This is a genomic window from Lacticaseibacillus salsurae (assembly GCF_045862175.1).
Classification (GTDB): Bacteria; Bacillota; Bacilli; order Lactobacillales; family Lactobacillaceae; genus Lacticaseibacillus; species Lacticaseibacillus salsurae.
Map to the genome: position 1 here is coordinate 1 of NZ_BAAFZI010000044.1, position 20,311 is coordinate 20,311.

Below are 20,311 nucleotides of genomic sequence, written 5' to 3' on the forward strand. Positions count from 1 at the left end.
TGCCTTGGAACCAAACATTTACCGGTACCGCCCAATCGACCGTCGCTTAAAGCAAAGAGGTCCGCTTCCCTGAATCTGGGAACGGGCCTCTATTGATTTTCAAGACGGTCTGTTATTGGGTGCTTACCTGCGGCGAATTGGCATCACTACGGAAAACTGGCCAAGTTGCCGTGCGGCCGGCTTCAGAAATCGGCAAAAAACGCCGATGTTCTTACGCCTAAATATTGAACCAGCAAAACCCGCTGTTTCAATATTTGCCGGTGAGATCAAAGATGCCGCCAAAGTTCGGCGTCACCTTTGATCTCACTTTCACGGCAATTGGCCAGTTTTCCTCCGTGATACCAATTCACCTCCGCCGCCAGATTTTCTACGTTGGTGTTTCTGATCTATAAATTCGATCATACTTTTGCAAAAGTACGCAAGAAATCGTGTCAACTTCCCTTGTAGCGCCCAGTCTTCTTTTGTAATACCAATTCATCTGCGCCGCCAGATGCTCTCTAATCGCTAAGTTAACGAAATGATCAAGTCGCCACTAGTAGGCATTACCTACTAGTGCCTACCCATCATCGAAGCATGACCCGTTGCCTGGTGGTAGCGCCAAGGTGGTTTGAATTTGGGACGGAGGCTGGGCGCCACTGCCATAGTGAGAACGCTGTTGGCGATTTATCGCCTACAGCGTTCCGCAAGTCAAGATCCGGCGGGTGGGGCGCATCGCGACACATCCCGGCTAGCTCGGCTGAGGACCCTCACTATGGCAGTGGCGTTCAGCCGGAGTCCCAAATTCAAACCACCGTGCCCCGCAAACCAAAAAACCGCCGGATCTCACAACGAGACTCGGCGGTTTTGGTCTTTAGGCGTGGACCTTGGCGATCTTACCTTGTTCGATATAAACCGACAAGATCGCAGCATCTGCAGGGTTGACCCCGGAAATGCGGCTGGCTTGAGCCAAGGTTTGCGGTTGGATCTTGGTGAGCTTTTGACGCGCTTCAGTGGCCAAGCCGCTGATGGCTTCGTAGTCGATGTTGGCAGGGATCTTTTTGGCTTCCATGCGCTTGAGTTTGGCAATGCTTTGCATTTCCTTATCAATATAGCCGGCATACTTGATCTGCACTTCGACTTCTTCGGCCACATAACGATCCACTGGCTGCTCTGCAGGAATGATCGCCACGATATCAGCATAAGACACTTCTGGCCGCTTCAAAAAGTCGCTGGCCAAAACGCCATCTTTTAACGCTGGCAAATGATGCGCATCTAACCAGTTGGCTACCTCTTTAGGCTTCAAGCGCGTAGTTTCCAAGCGGTTTTTTTCTGCGGCGATGGCTGCTTTTTTGGCGGTGAATTGCGCAAAGCGGGCATCCGAGATCAAGCCCAGTTCGCGACCCATGTCCGTCAACCGCAGATCCGCGTTATCATGGCGCAAGATCAAGCGGTATTCGGCGCGCGACGTCAACAAGCGATAAGGCTCGTTGGTGCCTTTGGTGACCAAGTCATCGATCATGACGCCGATATAAGCATCAGAGCGCTTCAAGGTGAAGCCTGGCTTGTTTTGAGCGCGCAAGCCGGCGTTGATCCCAGCGATCAAGCCTTGGCCGGCAGCTTCTTCATAACCTGACGTGCCGTTCATTTGCCCGGCAGTAAACAAGTTCTTCACCACTTTGGTTTCCAAAGTAGCCGTCAGCTGCCAAGGTTCGATGATGTCATATTCGATGGCGTAACCGGGACGCATCAATTCGGCGTGCTCCAAGCCGGCAACTGAATGCAACATTTTAAGTTGGACTTCTTCAGGCATCGACGTGGAGAAATCGCCGACGTAATATTCGTCAGTATCGCGGCCTTCTGGTTCCAAGAACAGCTGATGGCGCGGCTTGTCGGCAAAACGCACGACTTTGTCTTCGATCGATGGGCAATAACGCGGGCCAACGCCTTTGATCACACCAGAAAACATCGGCGCGCGATCCAAGTTTTGACGAATGATATCATGCGTCGTTGCATTGGTGTAAGTCATCCAGCAAGACAGTTGATCCTTTAAGTACATAGAATCAGGCGTGGTAAAGCTGAAATGATGCGGCGTGGTATCGCCAGGCTGTTCTTCAGTTTTGGAAAAGTCGATCGAGTTGCCAACCACACGCGGTGGAGTACCGGTTTTAAAGCGGCGTAGCTTAAAGCCGTTAGCTTCCAAGCTTTCAGACAACTTGATACTTGGCAAAGAGTTGTTCGGGCCGGAAGAATACATCAATTCGCCAATGATGATCTTACCGCGGCTGGAAGTGCCTGCGGTCAATACCACGCTTTTGGCATGATATTGGGCGCCAGTGGCCGTGACGACGCCGACACACACGCCGTCTTCTACCAATAAGCGTTCCACTAAACCTTGGCGCAAGTCCAAGTTGGGTTCAGCTTCAATGGTGGCTTTCATACTGCGATGGTAAGCCGCTTTATCCGCTTGCGCCCGCAATGCGCGCACAGCTGGGCCTTTACCGGTGTTGAGCATCCGCATTTGGATGTAAGTTTTATCAATGTTGTGGCCCATTTCGCCACCAAGTGCATCGATCTCACGCACCACGATCCCTTTGGCAGGACCGCCGACACTGGGGTTACATGGCATGAAGGCCAACATTTCCAAGCTGATGGTGACCAGCAAGGTGTGGTTGCCCATCCGCGCAGAGGCTAATGCGGCTTCACAACCGGCATGCCCTGCCCCGACAACGACCACGTCATAATCTGCTGCTGCATATTCACGAACTTCTGGCATGTCTACTCCTTTTACTTCCCTAAACAAAATTGCGAAAATAGCTGTGTGATCAATTCATCAGGCGCCGCATCCCCAGTGATCTCACCGAGTTTGTCCCAAGCGGCAGTCATATCGATCTGCACCAAATCGATCGGCATGCCCGCGGAAATACCATCCAAAACCGCTTGTAAGCTGACTTTGGCTTGCCGCAATAACCCGATTTGGCGACTGTTGGACACCATCAAAGTGGTTTGCGAGTTCTCAATGCCATCATTGAACAAGTCAGCGATCTTGGTATCTAACGCGTCAACACCTGCGCCAGTGGTGATCGAGGTGCGCACGATCTGTGAAGGATCGACGCGCTCACCAAGTGCCATTTGCACCGGCAGATCTTGTTTGTTCAATACCACGATGCGCTGTTTGTCTGCAGTGGCATCCAGCAAGTCAAGGTCTTCTGGTGTCAGTGGTTGAGAGGCATCCAATACCAACAAGATCAGATCTGCTTGGGTGATGGCTTTGCGCGAGCGCGCGACGCCGATTTTTTCGACTTTATCTTCAGTGTCGCGGATCCCAGCAGTATCGATCAACTTCAACGGCACGCCGCGCACATTGACATATTCTTCCAACACATCACGCGTGGTCCCAGCCACATCGGTCACAATCGCTTTGTCTTCATGTAGCATATGGTTCAATAAGCTGGACTTGCCGACATTTGGCCGGCCGACGATCGCCGTGGCCAAGCCTTCGCGCAGCACTTTACCTTGGCTGGCGGTTTGCAGCAATTCGTCGACTTTGGCCAACACCATGTCCGCTTTTTCTTTGAGCATTTGGGTGGTCATTTGATCGGTATCATATTCTGGATAGTCGATATTAACTTCGACTTGAGCCAGCACTTCCAAGATCTCTTGGCGCAAGTTGGTGATCAAGCGGCGCAAGTCCCCGTCAAGTTGATCAACTGCCACTTGCATGGCGCGATCAGTTTTGGCGCGGATCAGATCCATCACAGATTCGGCTTGGGTCAAGTCGACACGCCCATTCAAAAAGGCGCGCTTGGTGAATTCACCAGGTTCAGCCAGTCGGGCGCCTTGGCCTAACAGCAATTGCAAAATGCGATTAGTCGGCACGATGCCACCATGGCAGTTGATCTCGACCATGTCTTCGCGTGTGTAAGTTTTCGGCGCGCGCAACACACTGACCATCACTTCATCCACCACTTGGCCATCATCTGGGTCTAAAATATGCCCATAATTGATGGTGTGGCTGGCGACTTTGGTCAAGTCTTTGCCTTTAAATAAGGATTCTGCAGTTTGGACCGCATGCTCGCCGCTTAAGCGCACAATGCTGATGGCCCCTTCACCAGGCGGCGTGGAAATTGCCGCGATCGTGTCATATTCTGTGATCGTCGTTGCCAAAATAAGCTTCCTTTCAAACAAAAAAGTGCACCATCCAACTTGAAGACGCCAAAAAACGTCTCACCAGTTGGACAAAGCACTTTGACTACTTCATCGATTAATTTGAACTCATTGTATACAAAAAGTCAGTGTTTGGCAAGTTTAATGCCGCGCTGGGGTGATCACCACGTACCGTCTTGGGTCAACGCCTTCTGAATGCGTGTCCACATAAGGGTTGTCTGCCAACGTGGCATGAATGACTTTGCGTTCCAGCGCCGGCATTGGATCCAAGTACACTGCCGCGCCAGTGGCTACCACGTCGCGGGCTGTTTTTTGCGCCAAGCGCGTTACCGCAGCGTCGCGGCGTTCACGATAATCGCCAACATTGACCATAATGGTCCATTTGGACTTGCCATAACGGTTGAATTCGGTTTGGGCCAAATATTGGATCGCATTGATGATCTTGCCGTGTTTGCCGATCAGTTGCGCTTCTTTGTCTGTGGCCACAGTAAACCACACTTTATCGCCTTTGCGTTCACTTTCAATGGTCGCCGCGATCCCTAATTGGCGAATAATATCTTCTAAATAGCTTTGCACCAAAGCGATCGCAGTTTGGTCATCGCGCAAGCGCTTGGCGCCGGCAGGATGGGGCAAATGGGGATGATGTTGGGCTTTAGGTTTAGGCGTTGGTTTTGGGTCTGGCGCTGGGACCAACGGTTTTAAGTTGACGATCGCCGCTTTTTTGCCTAACCCAAACAGGCCTTTTTTGCCTTCTTGGATCACGTCAACACTAACGGCGTCGCGAGCGACACCTAAGCTTTGCAAGCCTCGATCGATCGCTTTTTGAATGGTCGTGCCTTGAAAAGTCGGCATAATTTCCTCCAAAATGTAAATTCTTGTGACTATCGTTTTCTGGTAAGTTGAGTTGGGATCGGATCGGGCGATCCGCCGGAGTGAGAAACGCTGGGGGCGGAGGTGAAATGGCATCGCGGAGGAAAACTGGCCAATTGCCGTGACCGTGAAATCAAGGATGACGCCGAACTTTGGCGGCATGCGCAGATTTCACCGGCAGATTTTGAAACAGCGGGTCTTGCTGGTTCAAAATCTAGGCGTAAGAACATCGGCGCTTTTTGCCGATTTCTGAAGCCGGCCGCACGGCAACTTGGCCAGTTTTCCGTAGTGATGCCATTTCACTGTGCCATTTGCCAAGCAGATCGTCGTAAACGACAAACGAGGCCGAGACTTAGGAGCAGGTCTTGGCCTCGCGTCAATGACTTATGAGCGTTTGCGCAAGGCATTTTTAAGCGCTTTGCGTTTGGCTTTTTCCTTGTCTTTTTGCGCTTGTACTTTAGCTTCACGCTGGCGTTTAAGCTTGAAAGGATTTTGGATGGCGAAAGTTTGGACCAACGAAAAGGCGTTGGTGACCACCCAGTAGATCGCTAAGGCACTTGGGAATTGGAACGCCATGACCAAGATCATGATCGGCGAAATGGCGACCATCGCCCAAGACATGGTGGTGCGTTGCGGTTGGGCCAACGTTGACACCAAACTGGTCAGCAAGGTGAACAGCGCTGCTAAGATCGGCATGATAAAGTACGGATCAGGCTGCGCCAAGTTCAACCATAAGAAATGCCCAGTTTTTAAGGCATCTGTCCGGAAGATCGCTTGATACAAGGCAAACAAGAATGGCATTTGGATCGCTAATGGCAAGCAGCCCATGATCGGGTTGATACCTTCTTCAGCGTAAAGCTTTTGCGTTTCTTGTTGCAGCTTGCGTTGGGTCTCGGTGTCTTTGGATTTGTATTTTTGTTGCAAGGCCTTGAGCTGTGGCGCAATTTCTTGTTGCTTGCCCATGGACTTCAACGAAATATAACTCAATGGGAAGATCAAGATCCGGATCAGCAACGTAAAGACGATGATCCCGATACCAGCGTTGCCACCGAAGATCTTAGCCAACCACAAAATGAACTGGGCAGCATTATAAATGACGTAGCGATCCCAAATACCAGTACTATGGGCGGTAACTGTCGACGTGCCACACGCCGTCAGCACAACAGCCATGCCGAGCAAGGCGATGACCGCACCAAGGCGCTTAACGGTTTTCTTACTCACGAGAATCCTTCTTTCGTCAACGTGTCACGCAATCATGCGTGCGACTAGATGATGTCGACATCGTCAGCTAATAAGCCGGCTAACGTCAACACGTGGATCAAGTTCTTCTTCGTGGCAGCCATATCCAACTTTGCTGCCCCGCGGCGAGCGATCACCAAAAAATCCGCTTGCGGATCCAATTCTGGCTTTAATTCCAGTAAGCTTTGGCGCACATAGCGTTTGATCTGGTTGCGACCAACGGCAAAATGTGCGACTTTTTTACCCACTGAAATGCCCACCCGAAAATGTGGTTGTTCCCGGCGCAGGTGGTAGATCACGAAATTGCGGTTCGCGACCGACTGCCCGTGATCAAACACATCTTGAAATTCAGCTTCTTTTTTGATGCGATACGACTTACGCACGAAATCTCCCTCACAATCTGTCCTTAAGTATACAAGATGCGACGATTTGACGCATTAGTTTCTTAGTATTTCCTATGTAATATGCTGACGCGTCACAATGAGTACCTGCCAGCACCGTCATAACGCGTCATTTAGGCGCTGTCGAGTTGGCTAGAAACGATTATGTTGCAAAAAAAAACCACTGACGCGGTCAGTGGAGTTTTTAAGCAGATAATACTTTACGTCCCTTAGCGCGACGACGAGCTAAAACTTTACGGCCGTTCTTCGTGCTCATACGCTTCATGAAGCCATGGACGCGTTCGCGATGACGCTTCTTTGGTTGAAATGTCCGTTTAGTGGTCATGGGTGCACCTCCTATTTAGATTGCTATTTTCAGTAACGTTGTTTTACTTATCAAACATTATCCCATTATACGGATGACCGGTAGTCACGTCAAGCATTTGGTGTTATAATCACGCATTTTTCTTTTCCACAGAAAAGTGAAATCTGCGCAAAACCTGTGTATAAGTTGTTCAAAGGCGATTTTTCGAATTGGGGCTAATCCACAGCTTACGCGCTGTTTATCCGCAAATCCACATCCCTGTTCAGAAGTTATCCACAGGTTGCTTTTAACTTGTTTATAACTTGTGAAACACGCATTCTAATAGGCTTGTTCAATTTTTTGAATTTGTGGACAAGTCGCCAAATTCCGCATGTGTTCTAGCGTTGTTCACGTGCTTGTGGACAAGTTTTTAACAAGGGTGTGGGTGAGGTTTTCCTCAAGCTGAGAATTGTGTGGAAAACTGCTTTGCTTGTGGAAAACTTATTCATAAAATGCTAAACTTAATGTCGCGATGCTTCGCGTTTTTTGTGCTTGCATATTTATACAAAGCGCGTTGTAAAAGCCGCGCGTACAGCTTTTGTACGTGAAAGGAGGGTTTAGGGTGCCAACAATCGAAGAACTGTGGGCGTATTTACAAGATAAATTCCGCGCAAGTTTGACTGCGACCGGGTATAGTACCTGGATCAAAGATGCCAAACCTGTACGCCTGACAGGCAATACATTAACCATCGGCGTCCCTTCGGAATTACACAAAAACTATTGGGAGAAACGCTTAGTCACCAAAGTCGTGGAATGGGCTTTTGCCTATAACAACTTGGAGATCAATCCAGTCATTGAGATCTCCGGCTCGTTGCCTGAAGAATCAATGGATCTTGGCACGCCCACCCCTGAAGTCAAAAAAATCGTTCCCACCTATAAGGAAACCACGCATCTCAATCCGAAATACACCTTTGAAACTTTTGTCACTGGCAAAGGCAATCAAATGGCGCATGCCGCAGCATTGGTGGTTTCAGAAGAACCTGGGATGTTATACAACCCCTTGTTTCTTTATGGTGGCGTTGGTTTAGGCAAAACCCACTTAATGGAAGCCATTGGCCATCAATTAGTGGAATATAAGCCCAATGCCAACGTTAAATACGTGACGTCAGAAGCGTTTGCCAATGATTTCATCAACTCGATCCAAACCAAAAAGCAAGAACAATTCCGGCAAGAATACCGCAACGTCGATTTATTGTTAGTCGACGACATTCAATTCTTCGGCGAAAAAGAAGCCACGCAAGAAGAATTCTTCCATACGTTCAACGCTTTATATGAAAACAAAAAACAAATCGTGTTGACTTCTGACCGCCTACCAAGCGAGATCCCTAAGTTGCAAGAACGCTTGGTGTCACGGTTTGCTTGGGGGTTATCCGTTGACATCACGCCGCCAGATCTGGAAACGCGGATCGCGATTTTGCGCAACAAAGCTGACGCTGAGCATTTGGTGATCCCAGATGATACGTTGTCTTATATCGCCGGGCAAATCGATTCTAACGTCCGCGAACTAGAAGGCGCTTTGGTGCGCGTGCAAGCTTACGCGACGATGAATCATTCTGATATTTCCACCAGCTTAGCCGCAGATGCCTTGAAGAGTTTGAAATTATCCGATAAAGACGCCGCTTTGACCATCGGCCAGATCCAACAAGTCGTGGCCAAATACTACAGCGTCACGGTTTCTGAACTCAAAGGCAAAAAGCGCGTCAAACAAATCGTCATGCCGCGGCAGATCGCCATGTACTTGTCACGAGAAATGACGGATTCGTCACTGCCGAAGATCGGTGCGGAATTTGGCGGCAAAGACCACACCACGGTGATCCACGCGCATGAAAAAATCGCCGAACAAATGGGCTTGGATGAGCAACTGAAAACTGAAATTATCGAACTCAAGAATCGCCTGAAAAACCGCGGCTGATTTTGGCCATGTGGACAACTTTTGAAAACCACCAGACTTATCCGTTTGAGTTATCCACAAGAGGAAAACATTGCCTGACGTTGTTTCGCAAAGTTTTCCACAGCATCCCCAAGGCCTACTACTATTACTTAAAAGCTTTTATATTATTTACACTGCACCTACAGGAGGACTGTCATGAAATTCACCATCACGCGTGCTACTTTTATCAAAAAACTCAATGACGTTTCGCGAGCGATCTCGAGCAAAACCACGATCCCGATTTTAACTGGGTTGAAATTAGTGCTTTCTGACAACGGGTTAGTTTTAACTGGTAGCGACGCTGATATTTCCATCGAAGCGCGCATTGACGCCAATTCTGAAACCAACGATTTGCAAATCGAATCCACTGGCAGCATCGTTTTGCCAGCGCGGATCTTTAACGAAGTGGTCAAGCGCCTGCCAGATGCCAAAATGACCGTTGATGTCCAAGATAACTTCCAAACTGTGATCACCTCAGGCTCTAGTGAATTCACGATCAATGGCTTGGATGCCAACAACTACCCGCATTTGCCAGAAATCGTCAACCCACAACCTTTGCAAGTACCTGCAGACGTGCTGAAGCAGTTGATCACCCAAACAGTCATCGCGGTTTCCAACCAAGAAAGTCGCCCGATCTTAACTGGGGTGCATGTGGTGATCTCAGATGGCCAATTATTAGCTGTCGCCACTGACTCCCATCGCTTGGCGCAACGTACCATCGAATTGCCAGCTGCCGCAGATTCTCGCTATGATGTGATCATTCCTGGGAAGTCTTTGGTGGAACTTGGCCGGATGTTAACAGATGATATCCAAACTGTCGAAATGCGTTTTGCCGAAAACCAAGTCTTGTTCGTCGCTGGTCAAACCAACTTCTATTCCCGTTTGTTGGAAGGCAACTACCCAGATACCAGCCGCTTGATCCCAACGAGCTCTACAACGCAAATCGAATTTGATGCGCCAGCACTGTTAGCGGCGATCCAGCGTGCCAGCTTGTTGAGTCATGAATCCAGTAACAACGTCGTGCGCTTGAACTTAAATGTCCAAGATCAAAGTGCCGTGATCTACGGCAACTCTCCTGATGTCGGGAATGTTGAAGAAGCGTTGACTTTCAACAGCTTGGCCGGGGATGACTTGGAAATTTCCTTCAACCCAGACTACATGAAAGATGCGCTGCAAGGTTTTGGCCAAGCGACCATCGAAATCGACTTCACCGCGCCATTGCGGCCATTCACCTTGGTGCCATCTGAAGACCATGAACACTTCATCCAACTGATCACGCCAGTTCGGACATTCTAAAGCTTGATTTGAAAACGTCGCGTTTGCGGCGTTTTTTTATTTGGCCAAAATCAGTTTTTTTAAACTGTAATAAAAGATATCGCCTGCACTTGCGTAATTTATAAGTGAGGGGGAATTCCAATGAAAAAATTGTTGGGTGTGTTAGCCGTATGTTTCAGCTTTTGGTTTGCTGGCTTGACAGTGGCGCACGCAGAAATCAAACCGTTGCCGCCAGATTATGACCCGATTCAAGGTGGCATGATCTTGAAGCCGCCGCGGGAATTGTGGGTGCAAGCAAAGACGACACTAACCGCAATGATCCCATTCGCTTATTTGCCTGGTGGCCCGTTTGATGTCACACAGTTACAGCAAGTACATTATGAGGTTGAGCTAGATGGAACCAAAAGCCCAGTGCCAATCGTGGCCAATCAAGGCTCTGTTTCTGTCGATTCAAAAGTGGATTTGAGTTTTGGTGCAGTGAGTGGTGGTTTAGGTATCTTAGTCCGAGCAAATCGTGTCGAAGATTACTCTTTGACGTTGTTTTTCAGTTTTGGCCAATCAAGCGATGAATATGAAACTGATTTGACTTTGCATGTTGTCAGCACGCTTTCTCCGATTACATGGGCGGAAACGACCTCGACGAAATCCATGATGAGTCCCTTGCCACAATTAGTGTTATGGCACCATGTTGGCCCAGAGGTGACGGTAGAAAGAAGTACCGCGACAACTTTGGACAGTAATGAATTAAAGTGGCCGATCAGTCCACTATTTTATCTCGTGGGTAGCACTGCTATTCGAGTAAATGGGGCTATTGGCCTTTTACCGTTTGTAAGACAACTTGCGCTTACAACGAATGGCCCAACTGCAACGCAAACTTTTGGAATGCCCAACGTCACCGGTTATCAAGGAAAACCTTTAGTCGTGGATATTGACTACATTCACCCTCGACCTGGCACGCGGTTACAATTCCTTTGGCAATTTGTAAGTACGCTTTCCCCCGCATTGAGTACTCAACAATTTGAAACCACTTCGCTGACGATTCCAGCTGATAGGATAATGCAAGTAAATGGCACATTGGAACTCACATTGCGCTATTCAGATGGCAACAGTTCAGTCGAGTATCGAAGTACGACTCGAAACTACACGTACCAACGTGCTACTCAGTCCCAGCAGACCTTCTCCTTAGGTTCTGGCCTATTTTTTCTGTCCATTGCTGATCTCATCCAAGGCCCAGTGACCGTTAACGCGAACCTGCCAGACTGGCAAGTCGATCAAGTGGGACCATGGCGTTTCACCCTCAGCGTGACGGCACTGCAACAAGACAACGGGACGATCTTGCTTGCCAGCTTGAAATGGCCAACTGGCGGATCGATCACGCCAAGTCAGCCGTATACCACCGTTTATAATGGCCCACAAGTGGTGCCATTATCACAGATCGAGTGGGTGTTTCAACAACAACCTGCGGCGGTGGCAGGACAATATCAAGCCCAGATCCAATTTCAGGCGATCGCTGGCCCATAAAAAAGCGCAAATTTGGCTGAATGCGTGCATTTGGCCAAATTTGCGCTTTTAAGGTGTGTGTGTGCCCCGATACCACATTCAACTAAAGTCGGCTGAAACCGCCGTATATTGCGTTATGTCGTTGAGTTTTATTGTCAAAAACGGTATACTATATAGGTAGTATTATCTAAACGACAAAAGGAGTGGGCAATGGATGGCAACAGTTGAGATCTCGACTGAATACATTACGCTAGGTCAGTTGTTAAAAGACGCCGGTATCATTGATTCTGGCGGTCAAGCGAAGTGGTTCCTGGCAGAAAACCGCGTGTTGGTCAATGGGGAAGAAGATTCCCGCCGCGGTCGGAAATTGCGTGCAGGCGATACCGCGACCCTGCCAGATAACACGGTGATCACCGTGGTCCAAGCTGGATGAGGCTGGCGCACCTGACGCTAAAAAATTATCGCAATTATACAGCGGTGGACACTGATTTTTCGCCTCAAATCAACGTGTTGATCGGGTCAAACGCCCAAGGCAAAACCAATTTGCTGGAGTCAGTGTACGTGTTAGCGTTAGCGCGGAGCCATCGCACCAACAATGATAAAGAACTGATCAAATTTGGCAGTGAATTCGCCAAGATCCAAGGGCAAGTGATGAAAGCCACCGGCCCACAACAATTGGAGCTGATCATTTCCACCCAAGGCAAAAAAGCGCGCCTCAACAAAATCGAACAGTCTCGGCTGTCCAGTTATGTGGGGCATTTCAATGTGGTGTTGTTTGCTCCAGAAGACTTGGCCATCGTCAAAGGCAGTCCAGCCAATCGGCGGCGGTTCATCGACATGGAGTTTGGGCAAATGAGCGTGAAGTACCTGCAAGAATCAACGGCTTATCGCACCGCGTTGAAACAGCGCAATGCCTACTTAAAGCAGTTGCGGCAACACCAAGCCAAAGACTTGATCTTTTTGGATGTGCTGTCTGATCAACTTGCCACTGCAGGGGCTGAAATCGTCACTAGACGCGAAGCTTTGTTGCAACAAATGGCGACGTTTGCGGCCAAGATCCATGCCGACATCACCAAAAACCATGAAGCGCTGACTTTTCAATATGTCAGCCAAGTGCCACAAGCAGCGCGCGGGGATGTTGAGCAAGCCAAAGCCGCGATCTTGGATCTGTTAGCCAAGCATCGTGAGCGGGAGTTGACGTTAGGTACCACTTTAGTTGGCCCGCATCGCGATGATGTAGCGTTTATGGTCAATGACAACAATGTCGCCAATTTTGGCAGCCAAGGTCAACAGCGCACCACGGCGTTGGCAGTGAAGTTAGCTGAAATCGACTTGATGAAAGCACAAACTGGCGAATATCCCGTCTTGTTGCTGGATGATGTGTTGTCAGAACTTGATGATGATCGCCAAACCCATTTACTTAAAACGATCCAAAATAAAGTCCAAACGTTTTTGACCACCACCAGTTTGGACGGCATCGCGCAAGAAATTATCGATACGCCAGCCGTTTTTTATGTGAAAGACGGTCAGCTCATGAAGGAGGAAACTAACGGTGACTGATAAAGAAGAAGCCCAAATCGAAGCCAAAGAAGAGAAGGCCGCCGAATATGATGCCAGCCAGATCCAGGTGCTTGAAGGTCTGGAAGCGGTGCGTAAGCGTCCTGGTATGTATATCGGTTCTACATCCACACAAGGACTGCATCATTTGGTATGGGAAATTATCGATAACGGGATCGATGAAGCATTAGCTGGGTTTGCCAGCACCATCGATGTGACCGTTGAACCAGATAATTCCATTACCGTGTTTGATGATGGCCGCGGGATCCCAGTTGATATCCAACGTCAAACGGGTTTGCCAGCTTTGGAAACTGTATTTACCATTTTGCATGCCGGCGGGAAATTTGGCGGCGGCGGGTACAAAGTTTCCGGTGGGTTGCATGGTGTCGGCGCGTCTGTTGTCAATGCCTTGTCCACCAAGCTTGATGTTACTGTGGCGCATGCTGGCAAGTATTATTACATGGACTTCGTTCGTGGCAAAGTGAACACCAAAATGAAAGTCATTGGCGACGCCCCTGAACATGCCCATGGCACTAAAGTTCACTTCATTCCAGATCCAGACATTTTCACCGAAACCACCACGTATGATGACAAGATCTTGACGCAGCGCATCCGCGAGCTGGCCTTTTTGAACAAAGGGTTGCGCTTGACGTTTATCGATAAGCGCGCTGACACCGCTGAAAAGCTGGTGTTCCACTATGAAGGTGGAATCAAAGAATACGTCGACTACTTGGATAAAGGTAAAACGGCGGTATTGGACGAGCCGATCTATGTGGAAGGCCAAGCCAAAGGCATCACCGTGGAAGTGGCGTTGGATTATACTGACGACTATCACACCAACTTGATGACTTTTGCCAACAACATCCACACGTATGAAGGTGGGACCCATGAAACTGGCTTTAAGTCAGCGTTGACGCGGGTGATCAATGATTACGCGCATAAGTCAGGCCAACTTAAAGACAATGATGACGCGTTATCTGGTGAAGATGTGCGTGAAGGCATGACGGCGGTGGTGTCGGTCAAACACCCAGATCCTCAGTTTGAAGGCCAGACCAAAACCAAGTTAGGCAACGCCGATGCACGGACAGTCACGGATCGCACGTTCTCAGAACATTTTGCCAAGTACTTGATGGAACACCCAACGCAAGCGCGTCAGGTGGTCGACAAAGCGATGCTGGCATCAAAAGCGCGTGCTGCCGCTAAGCGGGCGCGTGAAGTCACCCGTAAAAAGTCTGGTTTGGAGATCTCTAACTTACCTGGTAAGTTGGCGGATAACTCCAGCAAAGACCCTGAGATCTCAGAATTGTTCATCGTCGAAGGGGATTCCGCCGGCGGTTCAGCCAAGTCTGGGCGCTCGCGGTTGACCCAAGCGATCTTGCCGATCCGTGGGAAGATCTTAAACGTTGAAAAAGCCTCGATGGAACGCATTTTAGCCAATGAAGAAATTCGCACGTTGTTTACGGCGATGGGAACCGGTTTTGGTCAAGAATTCGACGTGAAAAAGGCCCGCTATCATAAGTTGATCATTATGACCGATGCCGATGTCGATGGGGCCCATATTCGCACATTGTTATTGACCTTGATCTATCGCTACATGCGGCCATTGCTTGATGCTGGGTTTGTTTACATCGCCCAACCGCCGTTGTATCGGGTACGCCAAGGCAAAATGATGCGCTATATCGATTCTGATGAAGAACTCGATGAAGTGTTAGGCACCTTACAACCTAGTCCAAAGCCTGAGATCCAACGTTACAAAGGGTTAGGGGAAATGGATGCCAGCCAGTTGTGGGACACCACGATGGATCCTGATAAGCGCCGGTTGTTGCGGGTATCGCCTGAAGACGCTGAAGCCGCAGATGGCATTTTTGAAATGCTGATGGGCGATAAAGTGGAACCGCGTCGCAAGTTCATTGAAGACAATGCGGTTTATGTGGATGCCAAAAACATCGATGCATAGCCACTCGCCAAATCGACACGTAATCACGAGAATTGAAAGGAGCAATGCAGCATATGGATGACCGCCAAGAAAGTCGGATCACGACTGTTAATTTGGCCAAAACGATGAAAACATCGTTTCTGGAATATGCCATGAGTGTGATCGTCGCGCGGGCTTTGCCTGACGTGCGCGATGGCCTCAAGCCGGTGCAGCGCCGGATCTTGTATGGGATGAATGAACTTGGGGTGACCCCAGACAAGCCTTACAAGAAATCTGCCCGGATCGTTGGGGATGTCATGGGGAAATACCATCCGCATGGGGATTCATCGATCTACGAAGGCATGGTGCGCATGGCCCAAGACTTCTCTTACCGTTACATGTTAGTTGACGGGCATGGGAACTTTGGCTCAGTTGATGGTGATGGTGCCGCGGCGATGCGGTATACCGAAGCGCGCATGAGCAAGATCACCATGGAAATGTTGCGCGACATCAACAAAGATACCATCGACTATCAAGATAACTATGATGGCACGGAAAAAGAACCTGTCGTGTTACCAGCACGGTTCCCGAACTTGCTGGTGAACGGTGCCACTGGGATCGCGGTGGGGATGACCACCAATATTCCCCCGCATAACTTATCTGAAGTGATCTCGGCGTTGCACATTTTAATGGACAACCCAGATGCCACGACAGCTGATTTGATGACGGCTTTGCCTGGACCTGATTTCCCTACTGGGGCGTTGGTGCTGGGTAAATCCGGCATTCGCCGCGCTTATGAAACCGGTAAAGGCACGATCACAGTGCGCGCCAAAACCGAGATCGTCACTGAAAAAAGCGGCCGCGAGCGCATCATCGTCACTGAGATCCCTTATATGGTCAACAAAGCCAAGTTGGTGGAACGGATCGCTGAATTGGCGCGGGAAAAGAAGATCGAAGGGATCACAGATCTTAACGATGAATCCGATCGCGAAGGCATGCGTATCACCATCGATATTCGCCGAGATATGTCTGCTTCAGTGGTATTGAACAACTTGTTTAAGTTGACGCCTTTGCAAACTGGCTTTTCCTTTAACATGGTGGCGATCGTCAATGGCGCGCCAAAGACGTTGCCGTTGAAGTCGATCTTGGAATATTACTTGGTCCATCAAGAACAAGTGATCCGGCGGCGGACGGCTTTTGAACTGAAGAAAGCCCAAGCGCGCGAACATATTTTGGAAGGCTTGAAAATAGCCTTAGATCATATCGACGCGATCATCAGCATTATCCGCAGCAGTGAAACTGGGGATAAAGCCAAAGTCATTTTGATGGACAAATACGCGTTGTCTGACAAACAAGCCCAAGCGATCTTGGATATGCGTTTGGTTCGCTTGACCGGTTTGGAACGCGACAAAGTTGAGAATGAATTAAGCGAGATCCGCAAAGCCATCGCCGATTACAAAGACATTTTGGCGCGGCCGGAACGGGTCCATCAAATCATTTACGACGAATTGCTTGAGATCCAGCGCAAGTTCGGCGACAAGCGCCGCACGGAATTGCTGGTCGGCGAAGATCTCAACATCGAAGACGAAGACTTGATCGAAGAAGAAACGGTGGTCATCACCTTGACGCATAATGGCTACGTCAAGCGCTTGCCACAATCTGAATTCAAGTTGCAACACCGCGGTGGCCGTGGGGTGCAAGGAACTGGCGTGCATGATGATGATTTTGTGGAGCATTTGATCTCCAGCTCTACGCATGATGTGCTGTTGTTCTTCACCAACTCAGGTAAAGTTTACCGCGCCAAAGGCTACGAGATCCCAGAATACGGGCGCGCCGCTAAAGGCATTCCGATCATCAACTTGTTAGGCATCGACAACAACGAGAAGATCCAAACGGTGATCAACGTCAGCAGCAGTGAAAAGCCTGCTGACTACTTGTTCTTCGTCACCAAACATGGTGTCGTGAAGCGCACGCCGGTTTCGGAATTCTTGAATATCCGCAAAAATGGCTTGATCGCGTTGAACATGAAGCCAGACGATGAACTCAGCCGTGTGATCCCAACTACTGGGGATGCGACGATGTTGATCGGGACGCATAATGGCTACTCGGTCACCTTTAAAGAAGACTCGGTGCGCTCGATGGGCCGCTCAGCCACTGGGGTACGCGGGATCCGCTTGCGCGACAACGATTATGTTGTCGGCGCTGATGTGATCACGCCTGATTCTGAAGTCTTTGTGGTTTCTGAAAAAGGGTATGGCAAGCGTACGCCTGCTGCAGAATATCCGATCAAAGGCCGCGGGGGCAAAGGGATCAAAACGGCCAATGTCACTGAAAAGAACGGTCCATTAGCCATCGTCACCACTGTTGCTGGGGATGAAGACATTATGGCTGTCACTGACGCTGGGGTCATGATCCGCTTTAACATCAACACCGTATCGCAAACCGGTCGGGCGACCTTAGGGGTACGCTTGATGCGCGTAGATGCTGGTACCAAAGTGGTCACAGTGGCCAAGTTGGCTGATGAGATCGAACCAGATGATCCCGATACGCCTGCTACTGATGTCGATAGTGCTGATGCTGAACAAGCGACGTCAACGACGCCAGCTGGGGATGCGGATACGCAAGTCAATGAATTGTTGAACCGCGCTGAAGCGGATCAAGAAGACGATTCAAACGATTCAACCGACGACGAATAAAGGATCAAAGCAGCCAGGAAACTGGCTGTTTTTGTCTTTAGAAAGGAGGCTCACATGACCTTTAAATTAAGTTTCTTGGAGATCATCGGCCGCTTGCTGCTGGCCATCGTGGTATCGGCGGTGATCGGTTATGACCGCGAACATAAAAACCGCCCTGCTGGCATTAAAACCCATGTGCTGGTGTGTTTAGGTGCGTGCATCATGGCTTTGGTGCAAAAAGAGATCGGCTTTAATGCCTTGAACACGGCCCTACAATATCCTAAACTGTCTGGCGTGTTGCGCGCTGATGATGCACGCTTGATCGCCCAAGTGGTATCTGGGATCGGCTTTTTAGGTGCTGGGACGATCATGGTGCAACATCGCACTGTGCGCGGGTTGACCACTGCCGCAAGTTTATGGGCAGTGGCTGGCTTAGGCTTGGCCATCGGGATGGGTGATTATGAAATCGCCTTGGCCAGTGCAGTGGCCGTGATCTTGGTGCTGGTATTTCTCAAGCGGATCGTGCATGTCAAAGCCATGAAGCGCATTGAGATCCAATATCACCACCGCGTAGAAACCAAACAGTTCATTCAAGATTATTTTGAAGCCCATCATATCGAGGTCAACGATGTGAACTTTATGGTCAATCAAAATAATGATCAAGCCACATACGTCAATATCTACGAGATCAGCTTACCTAAAGACTTGAGCTTGCCGGATATCATCGAAGACTTGTCGTTGAACAAAAACGTCATGCGTATCCAAACCGTCAGCTTGTAAGGTGACCCGGCGTCAAATTTGCCAAAATGGCGATGGTGGTGCGACAATGGCAGTAGCTCACAAAAAGTTTGTATTCGTGCACAAGGTATGATAGTATTTTAGTTTGTGAGTATGTGACCTTTTAAGGTCATCGACTCCTTGCCCGCGGTGACGTGGGCCAAAGTCCATAAGGAGGTGAAATGTCAATGGCTACGACCAAGTATGAAATTACCTACATCATCCGTCCTGATATGGATGAAGCAGGCAAAGCTGCGCTGATCGAACGTTTTGACAATATTTTGAAGGAAAATGGTGCTACCATCATTGATTCCAAGGATTGGCAAAAGCGTAAGTTCGCATACGTTATCGGCAAGTATACTGAAGGTGTTTATCACATCGTCAACATCACTGCAGATGACGCCGCTGCGATCAACGAATTCGACCGTTTGTCCAAGATCTCTGGCGATATCCTTCGTCATATGATCGTCAAGCGCGAAGACTAATTTTTTCGCTGTATAGAAGGGGTGCGTAGGGATGATTAATAGTGTTTCTTTAACCGGCCGCTTAACGCGTGAAGTCGAGTTGCGCTATACCCAAAGTGGTGTCGCTGTTGGTTCGTTCACCTTAGCGGTTGATCGGGCATTTACCAACGCCAATGGTCAACGCGAAACCGACTTCATCAACTGTGTGATCTGGCGTAAAAGTGCTGAAAACCTCAGCAACTTTACGCGCAAAGGTTCCATGATCGGGGTTACCGGCCGCATGCAGGTCCGTAACTACGAAAACAACCAAGGCCAACGTGTTTACGTGACTGAAGTTGTCGTGGAGAACTTTGCCTTACTGGAATCTCGCGCAACGACTGAAGCCCGGCCGCAAGAACCAGCTGGGAACAATCAAAACAGTGGCAATAACTTCCAAAATAACTTCAGCGGCGGCCAACCGGCTCCGCAGAACAATTTTGGTGGGAGCCAAAACGCTGCCCCATCGTCATCATCCAACAACGGGGGCAATGATAGCCAACCGAACTTTGGCGCTAACAATACCAACGCCAATAACAATACTGCTGATCCGTTTGCCAATAATGGCCAACCGATCGACATTTCGGATGATGATCTGCCGTTCTAGAATCTATGAAAAGGAGTGACATTCATGGCACAACAACGCCGTGGTGGCCGTCGTCGTCGCAAAGTCGACTTCATCGCCGCTAACCATATCGAATATATCGATTATAAAGACACAAACTTGTTGGAACGCTTCGTCTCCGAACGTGGTAAGATTTTACCTCGTCGTGTGACAGGCACCAGCGCCAAGAACCAACGTAAGCTGACTGTTGCGATCAAGCGTTCCCGGATTATGGGCTTGCTTCCATTCGTTGCAGAAGACTAATTTGGTTTTCTGAGACTCGCCATTTGGTGAGTCTTTTTTTATACTTTCAGGTAGAATGCTAAATTTTGAGATTATCGTTTATTTTTTGATCGTGTATGATCCTAAATGGGCAAAAACAATGACGTGATATTGCGGTGAACTGCAATATCACGTCATTTTTTTTGAATTGATACTAAGTGATACTTATTATTCGCAAATTGCAAGAACAAGTTAGCCACCCCATGGCACGACACCGTGAGATGAACTGTTATCTTTGATGAGTTGAGTTAGCTGGCTACGACTACCTTGGCAGCTCGTCGCTGAGCTCGAGCGCGCTCA

17 protein-coding genes are annotated in these 20,311 nt (G+C 49.1%); 11 read left to right on the forward strand and 6 right to left on the reverse strand.

Features of this window, described 5'->3' with window-relative positions:
• Nucleotides 1–850: 850 nt before the first annotated feature.
• The 6 genes from mnmG to rpmH all read right to left on the reverse strand — a co-directional run bounded on the left by mnmG (nucleotide 851) and on the right by rpmH (nucleotide 6,978).
• Nucleotides 851–2,752, reverse strand: coding sequence for a tRNA uridine-5-carboxymethylaminomethyl(34) synthesis enzyme MnmG (gene mnmG, locus ACKTSG_RS10895; RefSeq protein WP_407894701.1), 1,902 nt, complete (start codon nucleotides 2,750–2,752; stop codon nucleotides 851–853).
• A gap of 11 nt (nucleotides 2,753–2,763) precedes the next feature.
• Nucleotides 2,764–4,143 (reverse strand): tRNA uridine-5-carboxymethylaminomethyl(34) synthesis GTPase MnmE, encoded by a 1,380-nt coding sequence (mnmE, locus tag ACKTSG_RS10900; RefSeq protein ID WP_407894703.1) that lies wholly within the window; start codon nucleotides 4,141–4,143, stop codon nucleotides 2,764–2,766.
• A gap of 141 nt (nucleotides 4,144–4,284) precedes the next feature.
• Complete coding sequence (jag, locus tag ACKTSG_RS10905) at nucleotides 4,285–4,995, reverse strand: RNA-binding cell elongation regulator Jag/EloR (RefSeq protein WP_407894705.1); 711 nt, start codon at nucleotides 4,993–4,995, stop codon at nucleotides 4,285–4,287.
• Nucleotides 4,996–5,397: 402 nt separating this feature from the next.
• A complete protein-coding gene (locus ACKTSG_RS10910; RefSeq protein ID WP_407894707.1) occupies nucleotides 5,398–6,234 on the reverse strand; it encodes a YidC/Oxa1 family membrane protein insertase in 837 nt (278 codons plus the stop codon).
• A gap of 44 nt (nucleotides 6,235–6,278) precedes the next feature.
• Nucleotides 6,279–6,635 (reverse strand): ribonuclease P protein component, encoded by a 357-nt coding sequence (gene rnpA, locus ACKTSG_RS10915; protein WP_407894709.1) that lies wholly within the window; start codon nucleotides 6,633–6,635, stop codon nucleotides 6,279–6,281.
• 202 nt (nucleotides 6,636–6,837) lie between these two features.
• Nucleotides 6,838–6,978, reverse strand: coding sequence for a 50S ribosomal protein L34 (rpmH, locus tag ACKTSG_RS10920; protein ID WP_003568442.1), 141 nt, complete (start codon nucleotides 6,976–6,978; stop codon nucleotides 6,838–6,840).
• Between the two features lie 580 nt (nucleotides 6,979–7,558).
• Here rpmH and dnaA point away from each other — a divergent pair.
• The 11 genes from dnaA (at nucleotide 7,559) to rpsR (ending at nucleotide 19,993) form a co-directional block, all read left to right on the forward strand.
• Entirely contained in the window at nucleotides 7,559–8,908 is a 1,350-nt protein-coding gene (gene dnaA, locus ACKTSG_RS10925; protein ID WP_407894712.1) for a chromosomal replication initiator protein DnaA, read from the forward strand.
• Nucleotides 8,909–9,082: 174 nt separating this feature from the next.
• A complete protein-coding gene (gene dnaN, locus ACKTSG_RS10930; RefSeq protein ID WP_407894714.1) occupies nucleotides 9,083–10,222 on the forward strand; it encodes a DNA polymerase III subunit beta in 1,140 nt (379 codons plus the stop codon).
• Between the two features lie 120 nt (nucleotides 10,223–10,342).
• Complete coding sequence (locus tag ACKTSG_RS10935; protein WP_407894716.1) at nucleotides 10,343–11,722, forward strand: hypothetical protein; 1,380 nt, start codon at nucleotides 10,343–10,345, stop codon at nucleotides 11,720–11,722.
• Between the two features lie 193 nt (nucleotides 11,723–11,915).
• Nucleotides 11,916–12,134 (forward strand): S4 domain-containing protein YaaA, encoded by a 219-nt coding sequence (yaaA, locus tag ACKTSG_RS10940; RefSeq protein WP_125709948.1) that lies wholly within the window; start codon nucleotides 11,916–11,918, stop codon nucleotides 12,132–12,134.
• Nucleotides 12,131–13,261, forward strand: coding sequence for a DNA replication/repair protein RecF (recF, locus tag ACKTSG_RS10945; protein WP_407894718.1), 1,131 nt, complete (start codon nucleotides 12,131–12,133; stop codon nucleotides 13,259–13,261). Before yaaA ends, recF begins: the two co-directional genes overlap by 4 nt.
• Nucleotides 13,254–15,215 carry a DNA topoisomerase (ATP-hydrolyzing) subunit B gene (gene gyrB / locus ACKTSG_RS10950; protein WP_407894720.1) on the forward strand — a complete coding sequence of 654 codons (1,962 nt, stop codon included), beginning with the start codon at nucleotides 13,254–13,256 and terminating at the stop codon, nucleotides 15,213–15,215. The genes recF and gyrB overlap by 8 nt, the downstream gene beginning before the upstream one ends.
• A 53-nt stretch (nucleotides 15,216–15,268) precedes the next feature.
• Nucleotides 15,269–17,869 (forward strand): DNA gyrase subunit A, encoded by a 2,601-nt coding sequence (gyrA, locus tag ACKTSG_RS10955; RefSeq protein WP_407894722.1) that lies wholly within the window; start codon nucleotides 15,269–15,271, stop codon nucleotides 17,867–17,869.
• A 54-nt stretch (nucleotides 17,870–17,923) separates the two neighbouring features.
• Complete coding sequence (locus ACKTSG_RS10960; RefSeq protein ID WP_407894724.1) at nucleotides 17,924–18,628, forward strand: MgtC/SapB family protein; 705 nt, start codon at nucleotides 17,924–17,926, stop codon at nucleotides 18,626–18,628.
• Between the two features lie 185 nt (nucleotides 18,629–18,813).
• On the forward strand, nucleotides 18,814–19,110 hold the full coding sequence (gene rpsF, locus ACKTSG_RS10965) for a 30S ribosomal protein S6 (RefSeq protein ID WP_407894726.1): 297 nt from the start codon (nucleotides 18,814–18,816) through the stop codon (nucleotides 19,108–19,110).
• Between the two features lie 31 nt (nucleotides 19,111–19,141).
• Entirely contained in the window at nucleotides 19,142–19,732 is a 591-nt protein-coding gene (gene ssb, locus ACKTSG_RS10970; RefSeq protein ID WP_407894728.1) for a single-stranded DNA-binding protein, read from the forward strand.
• A gap of 24 nt (nucleotides 19,733–19,756) precedes the next feature.
• On the forward strand, nucleotides 19,757–19,993 hold the full coding sequence (rpsR, locus tag ACKTSG_RS10975) for a 30S ribosomal protein S18 (protein WP_054718320.1): 237 nt from the start codon (nucleotides 19,757–19,759) through the stop codon (nucleotides 19,991–19,993).
• Nucleotides 19,994–20,311: the final 318 nt, after the last annotated feature.